A 16,939-nucleotide genomic window follows, 5' to 3' on the forward strand; every position below is an offset into this window, starting at 1 on the left:
TCTTCCTGACTCGAAAGGTATTCCATGTCCATTCGCACTTTGCCCTTCCTGGCCGTGGGCGCCGTCCTGCTGGTCGCCGGATGTTCGGGCGGAGGTGACTCGGCCGCTCCGGCGGCGTCGGAGACCTCCGCGATCTCCGTGGCACCGTCCTCGACCCCGGCCGCGCCGCCCTCGACCCCGGCATCCACACCGCAAGCCACGTCCACGCGGCAATCCGCGTCCGCCGGCGCGATCGAGCGGTACGAGACGTTCCTGCACGCGGTGGGCAAGGAAGATCTCGCGACGGCCTGCGAAATCGCCGCCCCGGCCGCGAAAAAGGCCGAGGACGAGGGCTTCGGGCCGTGCGAGCAGACGTTCCCGGTGACGTTCCAGATGATCTCCCCGGCGCAGAAGCGGGCGCTGCAAGGTGCCACGGTGGACCAGGCGAAGGTCAAAAAGGACAGTGCGACGAAGGTCGAGATCCCGGCCAGCGCGGTGAAGGCCACCGCCAAGTTCACCGACAGCGATCTGGGCGACGCCGTACTGGAGTACCGCGGCGGCCAGTGGTACGTCACCGACTGAGTCCCTGATCCACAATGGACCCTTTCGTGAGCCCGGGGTCTCCGGGCTCACGAAAGACACCGCCACCGTCGGACGCACCATCATCAGGCCGGTCCCCCCACGTCAGCCAGGAACGATCGGAGCGAACGCTAGCAAAACCGGCCGGCCGATGTGACACTTTTGGCCAAAGATGTCTCATCCGGGTGGATCGAGCGGACTGCCGTTCAGTGGAGGTTCAGGAGCACGAAGTTCTTCAGCACGATCATCACGATCCCCAGCGCGGCACCGGTGCCCGTGAGTCCGACCAGCGGCCACCCACTCAGCCGCGCGGCGCGGCCGGCGGACCAGGCGTGCCACGTGAGCACGACGACAGCCGTCGCGAGGCCCGCGTTCGCCGCGGTCAGGGTCGAGGCGCCGGCCAGGCGGGCGAGCAGGGCGACCGCCAGTGGTCCGACGGACGCGGTGACCATCGGCCAGGTCACCGCGAGCTCCGCGCCGATCCGCCGGAGGGCGGGCAGCTTCCCGTCGGCCACCTGCTCGCCCAGCAGCTCCGCGTACTCCTCGGCCAGCCAGTACACGAACAGCGTGACCACGACCGCGATCGCGAGCGCCGCGGTGGAGAGCTGGTTCCCCACCGCGGCCAGGATCGCCGCGGTCACGATCACGCCGTAGATGCCGGCCGCGCGGCGGCGGCCGGCACGCCTGGCCGCCGCGTCACGCGGCGGCTCGACCGCGATCACCAGGTGTCGGCGGAACGGACTTCCCTGCCGTGCACGATCACGGCCCAGATGACCAGCACGTCGAGTGCGATGATGATCGTCGACCACACCGGGTACGCCGACAGGAACGCCAGTTGCGCGACGGCGTTCACGACCGCCAGCACCACGGCCACGACCCGCGCCCAGGCGGCACCGGTGAACAGGAAGATCCCCGCGACCACGGCGAGCGCGCCGACGATCAGGTGGATCCAGCCCCACCCGGTCAGGTTGAACACCAGCAGGCCCTGCGGGCCCACCACGTAGTAGTTCTTGTTGAACAACGCGACCAGGCCCTGGATCACGTTGAACATGCCGAGCAGGATCATCATGGCGCCGCCGAACCAGATCCAGCCCACCCACATCGTCCGGCCCGCGGTCTGGGCCTGGGGTTGTGTCGTGACGGGTCCGGTCGAGGCGGTCGCCGAGAATCCCGACTGGGACTGTGCGTGTTGAGTCATGGTCCCTCCTTCGGTTGGCGCCCATGGTGTGGCAAGCCGCTCCGGCCCCTCCTCGCCCATGCCGGGTGAGACCCCTATTCCTCGAGCGTGATCTCCCGTCCGTGCACCAGCAGCGCGTAGATGATCAGCACGTCCAGCACGATCACGATGATCGACCAGAACGGGTAGGCGGGGATGAACACGAGATGCACCAGGGCACTCGCCGCCGCGATGACGGCCGCGGCCGCCTGCGCCACCGCCCGCCCGGACAGCACGCCGATACCGACCACGAACGCGAGGATCCCGAGCCCGAGATGCAACCAGCCCCACACGGTGTAGCTGACGTTGATCGCCATCCCGGACGGGCCCACCGCGTAGTAGTTGTCATCGAGCAGCGCGACCAGGCCGTCGACCGCGTGGAACAGGCCCAGCAGCACCAGCATGATGCCGCCGAAACTGACCCAGCCGGTCCAGCCCGTCGGATGCGCTTTCGCCTGACTGTCGCTCATCACGTGCACACCGTCACGCCGGGCCGGTCCGGCGTCCTCACACGTCGCGGGTGATGGCATCGGCGCGCCGCGGCCGGAGAGTGCGGGCGAATCCCCAAAAACGAGGAGGCTGAGGCATGGGCACCTTGACGGTGTGGAAGTTCGACTCGGCGGGCGGGGCGGAGCAAGCGCTCGGCCTGCTCACGAGGCTGCAGAAGGAACAGCTCATCAAGGTCAGCGACGCCGCGTACGTCACCTGGCCGGAAGGCAGGAAGAAGCCCAAGACGAAGGAGCTCGGCAAGCTCACCGGCACCGGCGCGCTCGGCGGCACCTTCTGGGGCTTCCTGTTCGGGTTGATCTTCTTCATCCCGCTGCTGGGCATGGCCGTCGGCGCGGCGGTCGGGGCACTCGCCGGTTCGATGGCGCACGGCGGGATCGACGAGGACTTCATTCGCAGCGTGCGCGCGCATGTCGTCCCCGGCACGTCGGCGCTGTTCGTGATGACCACCGAGGCCGTGGCCGACCGGGTGCTGGAGCCGTTCAAGCAGACCGGCGCCACGCTCATCACGACCAACCTGTCCCGCGAGCAGGAAGACCGGCTGCGCGAGGCGTTTTCCGAAGAGACCGAGGCACACACCGTCTGAACCGCCGTCACGCGACCCGCTGCTTCCGGGCCGGCCGCCCGGCCAGCACCAGGAGCAGCGCGGTCGCGACGGCCTTCGGTCCGGTGGGCGAAACCGCCGCCGGTGAGGCGCCGGGCGTGCCGCGCGGCACGCGGACCCGTAACGCGCCGGGCAGGCAGTGGAACCGTAGTGGCGGCGGCAGCCGCAGGGCTTCGCCGTCGACGCCGACCTCGACCAGCGGGCGATCCGACTCGACCACGAAATCCCGCGCGAGCCAGGACTGGTAGCCGGGGAAGCGGGACAGCCGCCCGGTCATCTCGGCAGAAACGAGGGCCGGCACGTCCCGGGCCCGGTCGACCGTGACCGTCACGATGCCCAGCTCGCCCGAGTCGAGCCGCTCGCGGGTGCCGAACCCGGCGAGGTGATCGAGCCGGTAGGCGCCGTTGGAGACCAGCAGGACGTCGGCGGAGCCCCGCGGCGTGCCGTCCTGGGCGGTGAACCGCAGGTCCGGGCGTTCGGCCTGCGGCCCGAGCAGGTCGGGCAGCTGCTGCGCGACCGTCGCCGCCTTGGCTTCCCGGTACTGGGGCGACTGCACCACGGTGGCGTAGACGCCGAGCGACGCGTTGTTCACGAACACCCGATCGCCCAGCTTCGCCAGGTCGACGCGGCGCTCGACGGCCTGCCCGAAGGCGTCCAGCGCGACGACGACCTTCTCGCGATCGAGCCCGAGGTCGAGCGCGAAGTGGTTGCGGGTGCCGGCGGGCACGCAGACGAACGCGATGCCGTGCCGCGAAGCCACATCGGCGACGATGGCCTGCGACCCGTCTCCCCCGGCCATGCCCAGCACATCGGCGCCGCCCGCGACCGCGCCCTCGGCCAGCTCGCGGAGATCGTCGTCGGTGGACAGCTCGACCGGGATCACACCGCGCGTCCTGGCCTCGTCCGCGAGATGGAACCGCTCGACCTTGCCGCCGCCGGACCAGGGGTTCATCAGCAGCACCCCGCGCCGGGCGGGCCGGACGTCACGGGTGTCCGCGGGACCGGTGAGGTCGGACCCCAGCGCGACCCGCGCCGCCCAGGCCGCCAGCGCGCAGAGAACCGCCAGCACCACGAACAACAGGTAGGTCCGCAAACCGGGCAAGGCGAAGGTGCCCGCGATCGCGAGCACGGCCAGGACGATCGCGAGCACGCGGCGGATTCCCTTGCTCACCAGAGCGGCCCACGCCGCGCCGAGCACGACCGCCGTCAGCAGCACCGCGGCGATGACCTGCAGGGGACTACGCACGAGCGCGGCGATACCCACCGCGAACGCGGCGGCGGCCGAAACCAGCGCGACGGCGGCCAGTACCCGGCGGCCGGCCGAGGGCCGGGTGGTGTGTTCGGTCATGGCGGCGCCTCCTCGCGGTCAGCGTCGGCGGCGCCCGGTGCCGCGGCTTCGCCCGGCCGGGATGAACTGAAGAACACCTGCGGCGGGTGAGGACCGCCGGTGCCGGGCGCGGCATCGTCACCGGAATGGTCCCCCCGGAGCCACGTCAGACCGCGCTCGCGGCCGCCGACGCCGCGCTCGGCGCGGCGACGACCGTCGCCGGGATCTGCCTGCGGACCGCGGCGCCGGTCGTGAACCTGGTGCCGCGCCCCGAAAACTGGCCCGCTCCGCTGCGCCGGCTCGCCGAGCGCGGCGCCCGGGACCGGCAGGCGGCGATGCGCGTTTTCGGTGCGGTGGCGCCGGTTGCGGTGATGGACGTGCTGGATCGGCTGGATCTGGCCGGCATCGTGCGGGACGTGATCGACGAGATCGGCCTGCCGGAACTGATCCGGGTCTCGACGGGGTCGGTCGCCGGTGACGCGGTGCGCGACGCCCGGCTCCGGCTGATGGCGGCCGACGACACGGTGGGGCGCTGGACGGGCACGGTGCTGCGCCCGCGAAGGGCGGCGGACGAGCGTGGGAAGCGGGCTCGCTGACCCGCCGCAGTGGGAGAGCCCGCTCCCTCGCGAGGCCAGGACACACCAGGGCCGCCACGCCGGGATCGTCAGCCGGACGGTCGCCGTCGTTGTCGACGTCGTGGTGCTGGCGGTGATTCTGGCCGGCCTCTACCTCGGCGCCACCGGCGTGGTGTTCGTGCTGGACCCGGTCGGGTTCCGGTTCCCCGCCCCGCCGCGGGCGGTGCTCCTCGGGACGGGTCTCGGCGTGGCGGTCTGCTATTTCGCGCTCTGCTGGGCGGTCACCGGCCGGACCGCCGGCGGCCAGCTGTTCGGCGTGCGCGTGCTCGACCGGCGTGGCCGGCCGCCGCGGTGGGCGCCCGCGCTGCTGCGTGCCGTGGCGTGCGTCTTCTTCCCGGCGGGGCTGCTCTGGGCCATCGGGCCGAAGCGCAGGTCGCTGCAGGACATAGTGCTGCGCACAGCCGTGGTCTACGACTGGCAGGCCAGCTCACCCGAACCGCGTGAGGCTCGCGGGACCGGCCCGCGCGACCGTGGTGAGGTTTCCGGCGGAGAGGGACGATGATGACCACACCGCGAATCCTGTCCGGCACCGCGGCGCTCGCCGTCGCGGCGATCGTGGCCGCCGGCTGCTCGTCCGGCGGCAACACCCCGAGCACGCCCGGCCCCCCGCCGCCGGCCAGCCCGTCGCCGACCAGCCCGGCCACGACCTCCAAACAGGTCAGCCCCGAGTGCGCCAGCCTCGTTTCCGATGGCCAGGCGCTGGTGACCGTGGTGACCCAGTTCATCGGCGGCCAGGCGACCGGTGACCAGGTGCGGACGGCGGCGAGCGACCTGTCCGATTCGATCGACTCGGCCCGCGAGGCGGCCGGCGCGCAGGCGGGCGTTCAGCTCGACGCCGCCGAGGCCGCGCTGCAGCAGCTGCAGACCGCGCTGACCGCGCGGCCCCCGGACGTCGCGAGCATGCGGGCCGCGGCGAACGCGGCGCTAACCGCCCTGCGTGGCGCCGTCACCGTCTGCCAGAGCACCACTCCCGGCTGACGGCGGGTGCTCCTCGGGTGGCCGGGCCAGGAACTGGACCACCGCGAGGCAGAACAGCAGCACCAGCGCGATGATGAGCACCGCGATGCCGCTCGGCTGGCTCAGGAACAGGAACACCAGCACGGCGATCGCGAGCAGCGCGACCCGCAGCAGGGTGCGGTGGGCGTAGACCCAGGCGCCGACGGGCCCGGACTGCGGGGCGGCGCGGCGCAGCCGCGCGATCCCGTTCACGGTGCCCCGGCGGATGGCGACGGCGGTGACCGACGGCCCGGCGAGGAACGCGCCGAGCGCGACCACGATGCCCACGGCGAAGATCGTCCGCAGCCCGATGCGCAGGTACCGCACGAAGATGTCGTACGCGTCCGAGGTCGCGATCGTCGCTCTCGGCGGCACCGCCCCGATCAGCACGCTGCGCACGATGAGCAGCGCGCCCGCGACGACGAGCATCGACAGCGCGATGCCCAATGCGGCGCCGATCAGCGCGCGCCGGTGCCGCCTGGCGAGGTAGATCCCCAGTGCCAGCAGCACGAGCATGACCCACGGCAGCCAGGTCGCGACGGTGTCCAGCAGCGAGTACGCGTTCTGCGCCCGTTCCAGCTGGGTGGCGTTGGCGATCGCGATCGTCGGATGGACGTCGGGCACCCGCGCCGCCAGGCCGAACCCGTTGGCCACGAGCTGTTGCTTGGCCGCGTTGACGAACGGGCCGAGGTCGAGCATCACCTGGCCATTGGAGACCGTCACGGCCTGGCTGTTGCCGGAGAGCACCTGGTCCATCTGACCGTGCACGGTCCGGATCGTCTGGTCCCACAGCTGGGCGACGGCCGGGCTGGCGACGATGCCGGCGACCCGGTCGTGCACGAAGTTCTGCACGCTGGAGGTCAGCGGGCCGGTGAGGCCCTGCAACGCGTCGGTGACACGGGGCGGCACTCCTTGCGCGGACAACGCCTGCACGCCTTCGGTGGCCAATGCCTGGACGTCGACATAGCCGAAGATCGTGTCGCTGACCCGATCCGTCACCGCCGCCTGGATCGACGGCTCCCGGATGAGCGGGCTCGCCGTCGCGACGAACCGGTCGGTGTCGGCGACCTGGTTGTGCACCCAGACGGTCAGCAGTGACAACGGCGCGAGCACACAGCCGAGCGTGATCAGCACCGCGGCTCCGAAGGACTTCCAGGAGAATCCGCGCCGGCGCGGGGCCTCGCGCAGCGTCCGCACCTCGGCGCGGAGCCGGGTCAGCTCGGCTCGCTCGCCGGCGGTCAACGGGGCGGTGCTCTCCTCGACCGTGTCCGACATGGTGCGCCTCCGCGGTTCACTCGGGTCTTTCGGGCAGCGCGGGAATCCGGTGCATCGAAACCACTCGCAGGCCGAGATTGTCCAAAAGTGCCAGTATTCCGCGAAGTTGTGCCTGGTCGGCCACCTGGCCGTAGATGAGGGTCTCCGGTGTGGCCTGTTCCACCTGCACGTCGCCGAGCTCACCAACGGCATCGCGCAGCGGCTTGGAAAGGCGCCCGCGTACCCGGAATTCGTAGTTCGCGCCGGTCATTTCCTCACTCCAGAGACGATCGATCGAAACTCCACAGTGGCAGCTGTGGCGAGCATTTCCTCGCCCCCGCGGGGTGAGATGGTGTCCTCCGGTGGCTGCGCGAGGAGAAAGCCCGCAGAATGAAAGGAAAGGCGGGAGGTTCGATGGGGCTGTCCGGCACTTCCGGTACCCGCAGGCGAGTGCCCACCACGAAGCTGGCGGCACCGGAACCTCCGCCGTACCTCGTTTCCCGCCCCCGCCTACTGTCCACATTAGACACCTCGGCCGAGCGGCCGGTCACGGTGGTGAGCGCGCCGGCCGGGTTCGGCAAGACGCTGCTGCTCGCCGACTGGCTGGCGCACGGCAACCATCACGGGCGCGCGGTCTGGGTCGTGGTCGACGGGTACGACAACGACGAGCGGTACTTCTGGTCCGCACTGCTGGACGCGCTGAGCGCGCATCCGGCCATGACGCAGGGCGCCGCATTGACCGCGCTGGCCGTGCCCGAGAGTCCCAGTGAGGATCCCGCGTTCCTCGCGTCGGTGGTCGACATCCTCGACGAGCAGCGGGAACCCATGGTGCTGGTCCTCGACGACCTCGACGAGCTGACCGAACCCGGGCCGTGGCACGGCCTGCACCAGCTGGTGCGGCACCGGCCAGCGGGGCTGCGGCTGGTGCTGTCGGGCCGCCGCGCCCCGCCGCTGTCGCTGGCCCGGTTCCGGCTCGCCGACGAGCTGACCGAGCTGCGCGCCGACGACCTCCGGTTCACCGCGGCGGAAGCCGAAGCGATGTTCGCGGCCTCCGGGGTGACCGTCCCGCCGAGCCTGCTCGACCGCGTGACCGAGGCGTCCCAGGGCTGGGCGGTAGGCCTGCGGCTCGCGGCGGAGGCGGCGGGCCGCGACGACGGGATCGAGCGGTTCCTCGCCGGGCAGGACCGCACGCTGCAGGAATACCTGGCCGACGAGGTGCTCTCCCCGCTCCCCGTGAGCACGCGGGAGTTCCTGCAGGCGATCAGTGTGTGCCGGTCGCTGACCCCGGAGCTGGCCAGGGCGCTGTCCGGCCGGGAGGACGCCGCGGCCCTGCTGCGTGAGCTCAGCGAACAGGCCATGCTGCTGAGCCCTGCCGCGGAGGGTGAGTCGCGCCTGTCGCCGCTGGTGCGCAGCTACCTGCTGGCCGACCTCGTCCGGCGGGATCCGGCGCGCCTGTCCCGGCTGCACCTGCTGGCCTCGAACCACTTCGCCGGGCAGGACCGCCCCGTCGGCGCGCTCGTGCAGGCCGTCCGCGCGGGTGAGCAGGCACGGATCGCCGAGCTCTTGGCACGGTACGCGGCGCGGCTGTTCGTCTCGGGCGCGCACCAGGTCCTCCGCTACGCCCTCGACGCACTCGACGACCCGACCGTGGACCCGCTGTTCACCCTCGTGCTGGCCGCGCTGAACCTCGAACGCGGCGAGAGCGCCGCCGCCGACCTGCAGCTGGGCCGGGTCCACGCGCGCTGGCCGCTACGGCCGCCGGCGGTGCTGACCGTCCTGCGTGACGTCACGCTCGCCCGCCGGGCCCAGCTGTCCCGGGACCAGCACGAACTGACCCAGGCCGGGGCGCGGATCGACCTGACGCTGGCCGAGGACACCGGTCTCGAGCTGCTCGCGGCGGTCCAGCGGGAGAGCGCGCTGCTGAGCGAGCAGGCCCTCCCCCAGGCCCGCCGGCGGATCGGTGCGGTGCTCGTGTCCGCGCGGCGCCAAGGGCAGGACCACGTCACGACGCGGTGCCTGACCACGCTCGGGCAGATCGCCGAGCGGTGCGGCGACTACCGGGCGATGGCCGGGTTCGCCCGCGCCGTCGCCGACCGGAACCGGGCACCGGGCCGGCGCGGCACGGTCGATGGCGCGGCCACTTCGGTTTTGCTGGCATACCACGCTTTCCTGCGCGCCGACCTGCCCGCGTGCATCGAGCTGGTGCCCGGGGACGGGTCCGCGCGGCAACCGGGCGCCGGCCCCGCGGCGGCGGTGCTGGCGGGCGCGGCCGAGTTCGAACTCGGCCGGTGGCGCAGCGGGCTGCGGCGGATGGACGAGGTGCGGGCGTCGCTGACCGGCCGCGCGCCGGCCGAGGATGTGGCGCTGTGCGCGGTGCTCGAACAGCGCGCCGCGCTGCTGCTCGGCGCGGGTGAGCGGGCCAGGGAGGTACTGCACTGGGCCCAGGAAATGGGCGTGGAGCGCGCGGAACTGCTGCTCCTGCGGGCGCGGGCGCAGCTGGCGCTGGGCCGCAACGATCTGGCGGCCACGATGGCCGGTTCCCTGTTCGAAGGCGACGTCCCGGCGACGTTGTCGTGGACGGCCATCGAGGCGGCCGTGGTGGCCGTGGTGGCCATGCTGGGCACCGGCGAACGGGCGCGCGCACACCGGATGCTGGCGCAGGCGCTGTCCTGGAGCGAGGGATCCGGCGTGTGGTTCCCGCTGGTGTGCGCCCCGGCGCAGGTCGCCGACGAGCTCACCGCCCAATTGGGCAGGCTGGGTAAGCGCGATCGCTTCACGGTCCGGCTGCTGCAGCGGCGGCGGTCGCTCGACCCGCCGCCGTTGCCCGCGCCGCTGACCGACCGCGAGCAGAGTGTGCTGCGCCTGCTGCCGACCCTGCGCTCCATCGACGAGATCGCCGAGGACCTGACCGTTTCGCCGAACACCGTCAAGACACATGTGCGCGGGATCTACGCGAAACTGTCCGTGCGGCGGCGCCGGGACGCGGTCGCGGTCGCGATGCGCCGAGGCCTGCTGGACGCCGAGAACGGTGACAGCACGGGATAACGACACGCTGAGTAGGGGCCCTTCGCCCCTAGGAGAGCGCGGCCCGGCTCAATAGTTTGCCTAAATGGCTGGTTATACGCGTATACGTCAACTCGGGCAGAGCAGCCGGATACCGCGCGTGAAACTCGTACCGCCATGCCTGCCTCAGTACTACGTCGCGCGCCCCGGGCTGCTGGACCGCCTCATCCGCGGCGTGGAGTCGACGGACGTCATGCTCCTGAGCGCGCCGGCCGGGTACGGCAAGACCCTGCTGCTGGCCGACTGGATCGCGGCGACCGGCACCGCCGACAAGGCCTGGGTCGCCGTGGACAGCGGCGACCAGGGCGCCGACCGGTTCCTCGCCACGCTGCTGTACGCGATCCGCGAGCACACCGGCGCGCGCGCCATGGCCCCGTCCGCCGGCGACGACGCGGAGACGCTGCTGGCCGCGCTGATCGACACCATCGACGCCTTGCCCGACCGGCTGTTCCTCATCCTCGACGACGTGCAGGAGCTGCTCGGCGGGCAGGCGACGGACGTGCTCGCCGCGCTCATCCGGCATCAGCCCCGCAACCTGCACATCGTGCTCGCGGCGCGGACGGACCCGTTGCTGCCACTCGCACGACTGCGCGTGGCGGGCCGGCTCGCCGAACTGCGCAGCGCCGAACTGCGCTTCCTGCCCAGCGAGGTGCCGGCGGTCCTGCGCACCGCCGGGGTCGAGCTGACCGACGAGCAGGTGCACAATCTCGCCGAGCTCACCGAGGGCTGGATCGCCGGGCTGCGGCTGGCCGCCCGGTCGCTGTACCGGATCCCCGACCCGGGCGGCGTCATCGAGGAATACCTCAGCAACGACCGGACGATCACCGACTTCCTGGCCGGCGAGGTGCTGCCGGACCTGCCCCCGCAGGGCCGGCGGCTGCTGCGGTTGCTCAGCGTCTGCGAGACCGTCACGGCGGAGCTCGCCGGCGCGCTCGCCGGGGACAGCAAGGCGGGCGATGTGCTGGCCGAGCTCGAACGCGAGAGCTCGCTCGTCGCGGCGTTCGGCGAGGACCGGCGGTGGTACCGCATCCATCCCCTGCTGCGCTCGTACCTGAACGCGGATCTGCGCCGCACCGATCCCCAGCTGGTGCACGGGCTCCACCGGTTCCTCGCGCGGTGGTTCGCCGCCGAAGGGCAGCCGACGGAGGCGCTCCGGTACGCGCGGCTCACCGGGGACGGCGCCGCGGTGGCGGAGTTCCTGCACGACAAGGCGATCGAGCTGCTCGTGCTCGGCGAGCCCCAGCTGGTCCTCGACGGGCTGTCGGCGGCGGGCGGCGAGATCGTCTCCCGGGATCCCTGGCTCCTGCTGTTCTCGGCACTGGCACATCTGGAAAAAGGCGATCTCGTTACCAGCGAACGGGATCTGGCGCGCTGCGGCGGGATCTGGCCGGACCGGCCGGAGCCCGTACTCGCCCAGGTGCGCCGCCTGGTGCACTCGGCACAGGCGCTGGCGTCGGGACGGGGAGCGCTGGCTCCCGCGAGCGAGTTCGCCGAGCCGCCCGACGACGTGCCATGGCTCGTCGCCTGGACGGCACTGGACCGGGGTGTCTCGCTGACGTTCGCCGGCCGGCACGCCGAGGGTGTGGCCGAGCTCGAGCGCGCGCAGGAGGTGTGCCGGTTCGAGGGGCTGGACTTCCTGTTGCTGCACACCAGGCTCGCGCTGGCGTTCGCCGCCGCGGGGCACGATCTGCCTGCCATGGAACGGATCTGCACCGGGGCGATGGAGCTGGCGAACGAGGGCGGCTGGCGGCACTCGCCGTTCCTCGCCGCCGGGCACGCCATGCTCGGGATGGCCCGGCTCGCGCGATTGGATCCCGTGGGCGCGACGGAATCGGTGCGGCGCATCGGAAACGACGCCCCGGCCGGTCTCCGCTTCACGGCCAGGATGGTGGCGGGGACCGCATTGTTCGACCGGGGCGATCCGGCCGCGAGCCTCGCCCGGCTGCACGCCGCCCGGCACGAACTGGGCGACCAGCCGGTGATGCCGTGGCTGATCGCGACGGCGGCCTTGCTGGAACACCAATGCGCGCTGTCGCTGGGTCAGTTCCCGCTCGCCGCGGAGGTCGCGACCTGGGCGGGCCTGCGCCTGGGCGACACTCCCGAGCTGCGATTGATGGCCGCACGGGCCCGGCTCGCGGGCGGCGAGTACGCCGAGGCGCTCGCCATTGTGCGGGCATTCTCGGACACCCACATACCGCCGGCGGTGTCGGTGACGAACGTCGAAGTACGGCTGATCGAGGCCGCGGTGGCGCTCGCGACCGGGCGGCGCACACAGGGACGTGAGGCGCTCGCCGCCGCGCTCGCGCTGGCCAGGCCGGGCGGGCTGATCCGGCCGTTCGGCTACGCCGAGCCGTCGGTCCGCAGCCTGCTCGCCGATCAGATCGGCGGGTTCGCGGACTGCGACGCGTTCGCCTCGCAGGTCCGCCGCAGGCTGGTCACGTTCGACGGCAGGCGGGCGGACGAGATGCTCACCGGCCGCGAGCGGGCGGTGCTGATCCGGCTGACCTCACCGGATCCGCTCGACGAGGTCGCGTCCGATCTCAGCATCTCGATCAACACGGTGAAGACCCATGTCCGGGCGATCTACGCGAAGCTCGGGGTCAACAGCAGGCGGGCCGCGGTGGTCGCCGCACGCGAGCGCGGGCTGAACTGAGCGCCGTTCTCAGGTGAACGCGGCACGCGCGGGTGCCGCCGCCCGCCTGCGCAGGTGAATCCCCGCGCCGAACGTGACCACGCCGACCACGACGAGTTCGAGCCCCAGCACCCACACCAGCACGCGCAGGCTGGGCGCCGGCCACACCAGCAGGACGATGCCGGCCGCGGCGGACAGCATCCCGACCGTGATGGACCAGCCGCGCCCCGGCCGCTCGGGCGAGGTGAGCGCGCGGATGGTGCCGAGCACGCCGTCGACGACCCAGAACAGGCCCAGCAGGAGGATCAGCAGGGTCAGGGTGCCCGCCAGGTGGCGGAGGAACACGATCCCGCTGATCAGCGAGATGACGCCGAACAGGGCCAGCAGCAGGCGCCGCCTGCCGTCCTGGTGGCCGGGGGCGAGTGCCGCCCCGAGATGGAACAGCCCGGCCAGCACGGCGAAGACACCGAACGTCACGGCGATCACGTTCAGCGTGGCGTCCGGCCAGACCAGCACGATGACCCCGATGATCGTGGTGACCGTGCCGAACCCGATGAGCCCGCCAGCCCATCCGGTGACCGGCGCCGTCTCGCGCCGCATTGGGCTGTCCGTCATGGCCCCTCCTCCACGCTGTGCAGCGGAAGAACCCACGGTCGCGCGGCGGCGCACACGCCCGAATCACCCGCGAGAGGTGGTACCGGCGTCCCGCACGCGGGCCAACACTGGCGCCGTGAGCGCACCGACCAAGTCCCCGCCGCCGGCCACCCGCCGTGCCGGCCACAGCGCGGACCTGCACATCGTCGCCTGGGCGAAGACGAAGGAGTCGTGCATCGCCGAGGCCGTGCAGGCATTGTGCGGAAGCCTTGTGCGGGCCCGGATCTTCCCGGCCACGTCGCTGTCCACCTTCCTCGTGCGCGGCCCCACGGACGAGGAACTCCTCGTGCACGCGATGGAGACGGTCATCGCGGGGATGCGCAAGCGGAACGAGATCCCACTGGCGATCGAAGCGGTACCGGACCCGGCCGGGCTGCGGCTGCGCTGCGACGTGGCCGACATCGGCTCGATCCTGCCCACCGGTGCCCTGCCGAAAGCTGTCTCGCAGCGGCGTCCGCGCTGCGAGGCGGTGCCGGGCGGCTGGCGCTGCGCGGTCCGGATCGACATGTGAAAAACGAAGCCCGGCAAGGAGAAAACCATGGTGCTGGCGCAATCGACCTCGAACTATCCCTTCCTGAATCTGGTCTGGACGATGCTCGTCTTCTTCGGCTGGGTCATCTGGTTCTGGCTCCTGATCGTCATCTTCGGCGATCTCTTCCGGCGCTCGGACATCTCCGGCTGGGGCAAGGCGGGCTGGACCGTGCTCGTCCTCGTGCTGCCGTTCATCGGCGTGCTCATCTACCTCGTCGCCGAGGGCAAGCACATGGGCGCGCGCAAGCAGGCGCAGGCGGAGGCCGCGCAATCCCAGTTCGACGACTACGTCCGGTCCGTGGCGTCCGACAGCGGTGACGGTGCCGCGGGCGAGATCGCCAGGGCGAAGAAGCTGCTCGACGACGGAGCGATCAGCGAAGGCGAGTACCAGGCACTGAAGTCGCGCGCCCTGGCGCGATGACCGCGTCGCACGATGGCCAGCCGCGACGCAACACTGCGACGGCGACGGTTCGTGCTGCTGGGTGTGGTGCGGCCGCTGACCACGGTCGTGGTGCTCGTCGTCGCCTACTACGTGCTTCCCGCGGCCGCCCGCCCCGGTGGTGCGCTGGTGCTGCTGATCGGCGGGCTCGGCGTGGTCGCGGCGATGGTGGTGTGGCAGGTGCGGGCGATCCTGCGCGCCCCCTATCCGACGCTGCAGGGGGTGGAGGCGCTCGCCCTGCTGGTCCCGCTGTTCCTGCTCGCGTTCGCCTACACCTATTACGCCCTGGAGCGCGCCACACCGGGCACCTTCAGCACGACGCTCTCGCGCACGGACTCGCTCTACTTCGTGGTCACGGTGTTCGCCACCGTCGGCTTCGGTGACATCACGCCGGTCACCACCGCGGCGCGGATCCTCGTGACCGTGCAGATGATCGGCGACCTGCTGGTGGTGGGGCTCGTGCTGCGCGTGATCGTGCTGGCGGTGCAGCGGGGCCGTGAACATCCGCACGCCCACCCGTCATCAGTCCACAACGGACAGAGAAAGCCGTTGAACAGGAGGAAGAAGTGAGATCAGGCCGAGCCCTGCCCGACCGCACCTCAGGGGAACGTGACGCAAACCGGGCACAAGTACGTGATCAAACAGGACCGTCCTTGCACAACGTGACCAAGAGAGAGAATTCCGGGGAGGCGGACCAGTGATGGAGACCGCGATCGCCGATCACGGGCTGATCGGAGACCTGCAGACGGCGGCCCTGATCACCACCGGCGGATCCGTCGACTGGTTCTGCTGCCCGCGATTCGATTCGCCGAGCGTGTTCGGCGCACTGCTCGACGACGCCCGTGGCGGGCACTTCCGGATTCGCGCCGCCGGGGAGGGCGTCACGACCCGGCAGATGTACTACCCGGATTCCGCGGCATTGATCACCCGGTTCTTCACCCCGGCCGGCGTCGGCGAGGTCGTCGACTTCATGCCACTGGCCGGTGCCACCGAGACGACCCGGCACCAGCTGGTGCGGATGCTCAGATGCGCCCGGGGCCGCATCCGGTTCGACGTCGAGGTGGCGCCGCGCTTCGATTACGGCCGCCTCGCGCATCGGACGGAGGTGACCGGCGGCGGCGCCGTCTTCGCCGCGGGCGGGCTGACGCTCGCCCTGCACGCGGTTCGCGACCCGGAAGACGAGCGGCTGGGCGAGTTCGAAATCCACGACGGGGACCTGCGCGGCTCGGTCGAACTGAGCGCCGGGCAGGTGCGCGGGCTCGTGCTCGAGTCCGATCCGGACGGACCGCCCCGGGAGATCCGGCCCGCCGAGGTGTACGCGCTGTTCGACGATACGATCGCCTTCTGGCGGACCTGGCTCGCCGGCTCGACCTACCGGGGGCGCTGGCGGGAAGCGGTCGAACGGTCCGCGATCACCCTGAAGCTGCTGACCTACGCGCCCACCGGCGGGATCGTCGCGGCGCCGACCATGGGGCTGCCCGAGCAGATCGGTGGCGAGCGGAACTGGGACTACCGCTACACCTGGATCCGGGACGCGTCGTTCTCGGTCGGCGCGCTGCTCGGGCTCGGCTTCGTGGCGGAGGCCGAGCAGTTCGGGCGCTGGGTGGGCGACCGGGTCCGCGAGGCCGCGGACGGCGCGTCCGGGCCGCTGAACATCATGTACCGCGTCGACGGCACCGCGGACCTCAAGGAGGAGCCACTGCCGCACTGGTCGGGCTATCGCGGCTCACACCCGGTGCGGGTCGGCAACGACGCGGCGGGCCAGCTGCAGCTGGACATCTACGGGGAACTGATGGACAGCCTCTTCGCCGCGGACCGGGCCGGGCTCGCGATACCGCACCAGGGCTGGGCGGCGGTGTCCGACGTGCTCGACTGGGTCGCCGCCAACTGGCAACGCCCGGAAGAGGGCATCTGGGAGACCCGCGGCGGGCGCCGGCAGTTCACCTACGGGCGCCTCATGTCGTGGGTGGCGCTGGACCGGGGGCTGCGGGTCGCGGCCGAACACGGCCGGCCCGCGGCGGTCGAGCGCTGGATGCGCGAGCGCGACCGGATCTACCGGCAGATCCTCGACCGCGGCTGGCATCCGGGCCGGCACGCGTTCGTCCAGCACGAGCAGGCCGACGTGCTCGACTCGGCGTTGCTGCGGATGCCGAAGGTCGGGTTCATCGGGGGCCGGGACCCGCAATGGTTGTCCACTTTGGACGCGATGGACGAGGAGCTGGTCACCGACAGCCTGATGTACCGGTACGACCCGGCCGCCTCACCGGACGGGTTGCGGGGCGCGGAAGGCACGTTCTCGCTGTGCACCTTCAACTACGTCGAAGCACTGGCCAGCGCGGGCCGGCTCGCGCAGGCGCGCCAGACGTTCGCGAAGATGCTCACCTACGCCAACCACCTCGGGCTCTACTCCGAAGAGATCGCGCTGACCGGGGAACAGATCGGCAACTTCCCGCAGGCCTTCACCCACCTGGCGCTGGTCGACGCGGCGGTCGCGCTGGACCGGGCCATGGACGGGGGCTGAGC

The 16,939-nt window shown here is 71.7% G+C and carries 18 protein-coding genes; 11 read left to right on the forward strand and 7 right to left on the reverse strand.

Annotated features, from left to right (window positions below; genetic code table 11):
* Positions 1-24: 24 nt before the first annotated feature.
* On the forward strand, positions 25-561 hold the full coding sequence (locus LOZ83_RS13685; RefSeq protein ID WP_236790905.1) for a hypothetical protein: 537 nt from the start codon (positions 25-27) through the stop codon (positions 559-561).
* A 203-nt stretch (positions 562-764) separates the two neighbouring features.
* Here LOZ83_RS13685 and LOZ83_RS13690 read toward each other — a convergent pair whose 3' ends face one another.
* From LOZ83_RS13690 to LOZ83_RS13700, 3 genes are all read right to left on the reverse strand, one after another.
* On the reverse strand, positions 765-1,280 hold the full coding sequence (locus LOZ83_RS13690; protein ID WP_236790906.1) for a hypothetical protein: 516 nt from the start codon (positions 1,278-1,280) through the stop codon (positions 765-767).
* Entirely contained in the window at positions 1,277-1,660 is a 384-nt protein-coding gene (locus tag LOZ83_RS13695; protein WP_236792076.1) for a hypothetical protein, read from the reverse strand. The genes LOZ83_RS13690 and LOZ83_RS13695 overlap by 4 nt, the downstream gene beginning before the upstream one ends.
* 170 nt (positions 1,661-1,830) lie before the next feature.
* Positions 1,831-2,244, reverse strand: coding sequence for a hypothetical protein (locus LOZ83_RS13700; RefSeq protein ID WP_236790907.1), 414 nt, complete (start codon positions 2,242-2,244; stop codon positions 1,831-1,833).
* Positions 2,245-2,360: 116 nt separating this feature from the next.
* Here LOZ83_RS13700 and LOZ83_RS13705 point away from each other — a divergent pair, with 116 nt between their 5' ends.
* A complete protein-coding gene (locus LOZ83_RS13705; RefSeq protein WP_236790908.1) occupies positions 2,361-2,867 on the forward strand; it encodes a DUF1269 domain-containing protein in 507 nt (168 codons plus the stop codon).
* Positions 2,868-2,874: 7 nt separating this feature from the next.
* Here LOZ83_RS13705 and LOZ83_RS13710 read toward each other — a convergent pair whose 3' ends face one another.
* Entirely contained in the window at positions 2,875-4,233 is a 1,359-nt protein-coding gene (locus LOZ83_RS13710; RefSeq protein WP_236790909.1) for a diacylglycerol kinase family protein, read from the reverse strand.
* A 125-nt stretch (positions 4,234-4,358) separates the two neighbouring features.
* Between LOZ83_RS13710 and LOZ83_RS13715 the strand changes: the two genes are divergently transcribed.
* Genes LOZ83_RS13715 through LOZ83_RS13725 form a run of 3 tightly spaced genes read left to right on the forward strand, consistent with a single transcriptional unit; the run spans position 4,359 to position 5,825 of the window.
* Positions 4,359-4,808, forward strand: coding sequence for a hypothetical protein (locus tag LOZ83_RS13715; RefSeq protein WP_236790910.1), 450 nt, complete (start codon positions 4,359-4,361; stop codon positions 4,806-4,808).
* Complete coding sequence (locus LOZ83_RS13720) at positions 4,789-5,349, forward strand: RDD family protein (protein ID WP_236790911.1); 561 nt, start codon at positions 4,789-4,791, stop codon at positions 5,347-5,349. The genes LOZ83_RS13715 and LOZ83_RS13720 overlap by 20 nt, the downstream gene beginning before the upstream one ends.
* Positions 5,349-5,825 carry a hypothetical protein gene (locus tag LOZ83_RS13725; RefSeq protein WP_236790912.1) on the forward strand — a complete coding sequence of 159 codons (477 nt, stop codon included), beginning with the start codon at positions 5,349-5,351 and terminating at the stop codon, positions 5,823-5,825. Before LOZ83_RS13720 ends, LOZ83_RS13725 begins: the two co-directional genes overlap by 1 nt.
* On the opposite strand, the gene LOZ83_RS13730 is transcribed toward LOZ83_RS13725, so the two are convergent.
* Entirely contained in the window at positions 5,772-7,118 is a 1,347-nt protein-coding gene (locus tag LOZ83_RS13730; protein ID WP_236790913.1) for a hypothetical protein, read from the reverse strand. The two genes, LOZ83_RS13725 and LOZ83_RS13730, sit on opposite strands and share 54 nt — an antisense overlap.
* 16 nt (positions 7,119-7,134) lie before the next feature.
* The gene (locus tag LOZ83_RS13735) at positions 7,135-7,368 is read right to left on the reverse strand and encodes a hypothetical protein (protein ID WP_236790914.1); all 234 of its coding nucleotides are present in this window, start codon (positions 7,366-7,368) and stop codon (positions 7,135-7,137) included.
* 179 nt (positions 7,369-7,547) lie between these two features.
* On the opposite strand from LOZ83_RS13735, the gene LOZ83_RS13740 reads away from it, so the two are divergent.
* Both LOZ83_RS13740 and LOZ83_RS40395 read left to right on the forward strand, forming a co-directional pair.
* On the forward strand, positions 7,548-10,142 hold the full coding sequence (locus LOZ83_RS13740) for a LuxR C-terminal-related transcriptional regulator (protein ID WP_236790915.1): 2,595 nt from the start codon (positions 7,548-7,550) through the stop codon (positions 10,140-10,142).
* 118 nt (positions 10,143-10,260) lie between these two features.
* Positions 10,261-12,813 carry a LuxR C-terminal-related transcriptional regulator gene (locus LOZ83_RS40395; protein ID WP_236790916.1) on the forward strand — a complete coding sequence of 851 codons (2,553 nt, stop codon included), beginning with the start codon at positions 10,261-10,263 and terminating at the stop codon, positions 12,811-12,813.
* A gap of 9 nt (positions 12,814-12,822) precedes the next feature.
* Here LOZ83_RS40395 and LOZ83_RS13750 read toward each other — a convergent pair whose 3' ends face one another.
* Positions 12,823-13,407: an HdeD family acid-resistance protein gene (locus tag LOZ83_RS13750; RefSeq protein WP_236790917.1), complete on the reverse strand. Its 585-nt coding sequence runs from the start codon at positions 13,405-13,407 to the stop codon at positions 12,823-12,825.
* A gap of 115 nt (positions 13,408-13,522) precedes the next feature.
* On the opposite strand from LOZ83_RS13750, the gene LOZ83_RS13755 reads away from it, so the two are divergent.
* From LOZ83_RS13755 to LOZ83_RS13770, 4 genes are all read left to right on the forward strand, one after another.
* Positions 13,523-13,957 (forward strand): archease, encoded by a 435-nt coding sequence (locus LOZ83_RS13755; protein ID WP_236790918.1) that lies wholly within the window; start codon positions 13,523-13,525, stop codon positions 13,955-13,957.
* Between the two features lie 27 nt (positions 13,958-13,984).
* Positions 13,985-14,398, forward strand: a complete 414-nt coding sequence (locus LOZ83_RS13760) for an SHOCT domain-containing protein (RefSeq protein ID WP_236790919.1) — start codon at positions 13,985-13,987, stop codon at positions 14,396-14,398.
* Between the two features lie 12 nt (positions 14,399-14,410).
* On the forward strand, positions 14,411-14,986 hold the full coding sequence (locus tag LOZ83_RS13765) for a potassium channel family protein (RefSeq protein ID WP_236790920.1): 576 nt from the start codon (positions 14,411-14,413) through the stop codon (positions 14,984-14,986).
* 127 nt (positions 14,987-15,113) lie between these two features.
* Positions 15,114-16,937 carry a glycoside hydrolase family 15 protein gene (locus LOZ83_RS13770; protein ID WP_236790921.1) on the forward strand — a complete coding sequence of 608 codons (1,824 nt, stop codon included), beginning with the start codon at positions 15,114-15,116 and terminating at the stop codon, positions 16,935-16,937.
* Positions 16,938-16,939: the final 2 nt, after the last annotated feature.

Origin of the sequence: Amycolatopsis sp. GM8 (assembly GCF_021653975.1) — a bacterium.
Lineage (GTDB): Bacteria > Actinomycetota > Actinomycetes > Mycobacteriales > Pseudonocardiaceae > Amycolatopsis_E.

Bases quoted from the DNA above. Each gene is read 5' to 3' on its own strand.
- LOZ83_RS13695 (WP_236792076.1), bottom strand. From the start codon at position 1,660: ATGTGGGTGGGCTGGATCTGGTTCGGCGGCGCCATGATGATCCTGCTC.
- LOZ83_RS13705 (WP_236790908.1), top strand. From the start codon at position 2,361: ATGGGCACCTTGACGGTGTGGAAGTTCGACTCGGCGGGCGGGGCGGAG.
- LOZ83_RS13685 (WP_236790905.1), top strand. From the start codon at position 25: ATGTCCATTCGCACTTTGCCCTTCCTGGCCGTGGGCGCCGTCCTGCTG.
- LOZ83_RS13725 (WP_236790912.1), top strand. From the start codon at position 5,349: ATGACCACACCGCGAATCCTGTCCGGCACCGCGGCGCTCGCCGTCGCG.
- LOZ83_RS13700 (WP_236790907.1), bottom strand. From the start codon at position 2,244: ATGAGCGACAGTCAGGCGAAAGCGCATCCGACGGGCTGGACCGGCTGG.
- LOZ83_RS13760 (WP_236790919.1), top strand. From the start codon at position 13,985: ATGGTGCTGGCGCAATCGACCTCGAACTATCCCTTCCTGAATCTGGTC.
- LOZ83_RS13710 (WP_236790909.1), bottom strand. From the start codon at position 4,233: ATGACCGAACACACCACCCGGCCCTCGGCCGGCCGCCGGGTACTGGCC.
- LOZ83_RS13730 (WP_236790913.1), bottom strand. From the start codon at position 7,118: ATGTCGGACACGGTCGAGGAGAGCACCGCCCCGTTGACCGCCGGCGAG.
- LOZ83_RS13715 (WP_236790910.1), top strand. From the start codon at position 4,359: ATGGTCCCCCCGGAGCCACGTCAGACCGCGCTCGCGGCCGCCGACGCC.
- LOZ83_RS13765 (WP_236790920.1), top strand. From the start codon at position 14,411: ATGGCCAGCCGCGACGCAACACTGCGACGGCGACGGTTCGTGCTGCTG.
- LOZ83_RS13750 (WP_236790917.1), bottom strand. From the start codon at position 13,407: ATGACGGACAGCCCAATGCGGCGCGAGACGGCGCCGGTCACCGGATGG.
- LOZ83_RS13735 (WP_236790914.1), bottom strand. From the start codon at position 7,368: ATGACCGGCGCGAACTACGAATTCCGGGTACGCGGGCGCCTTTCCAAG.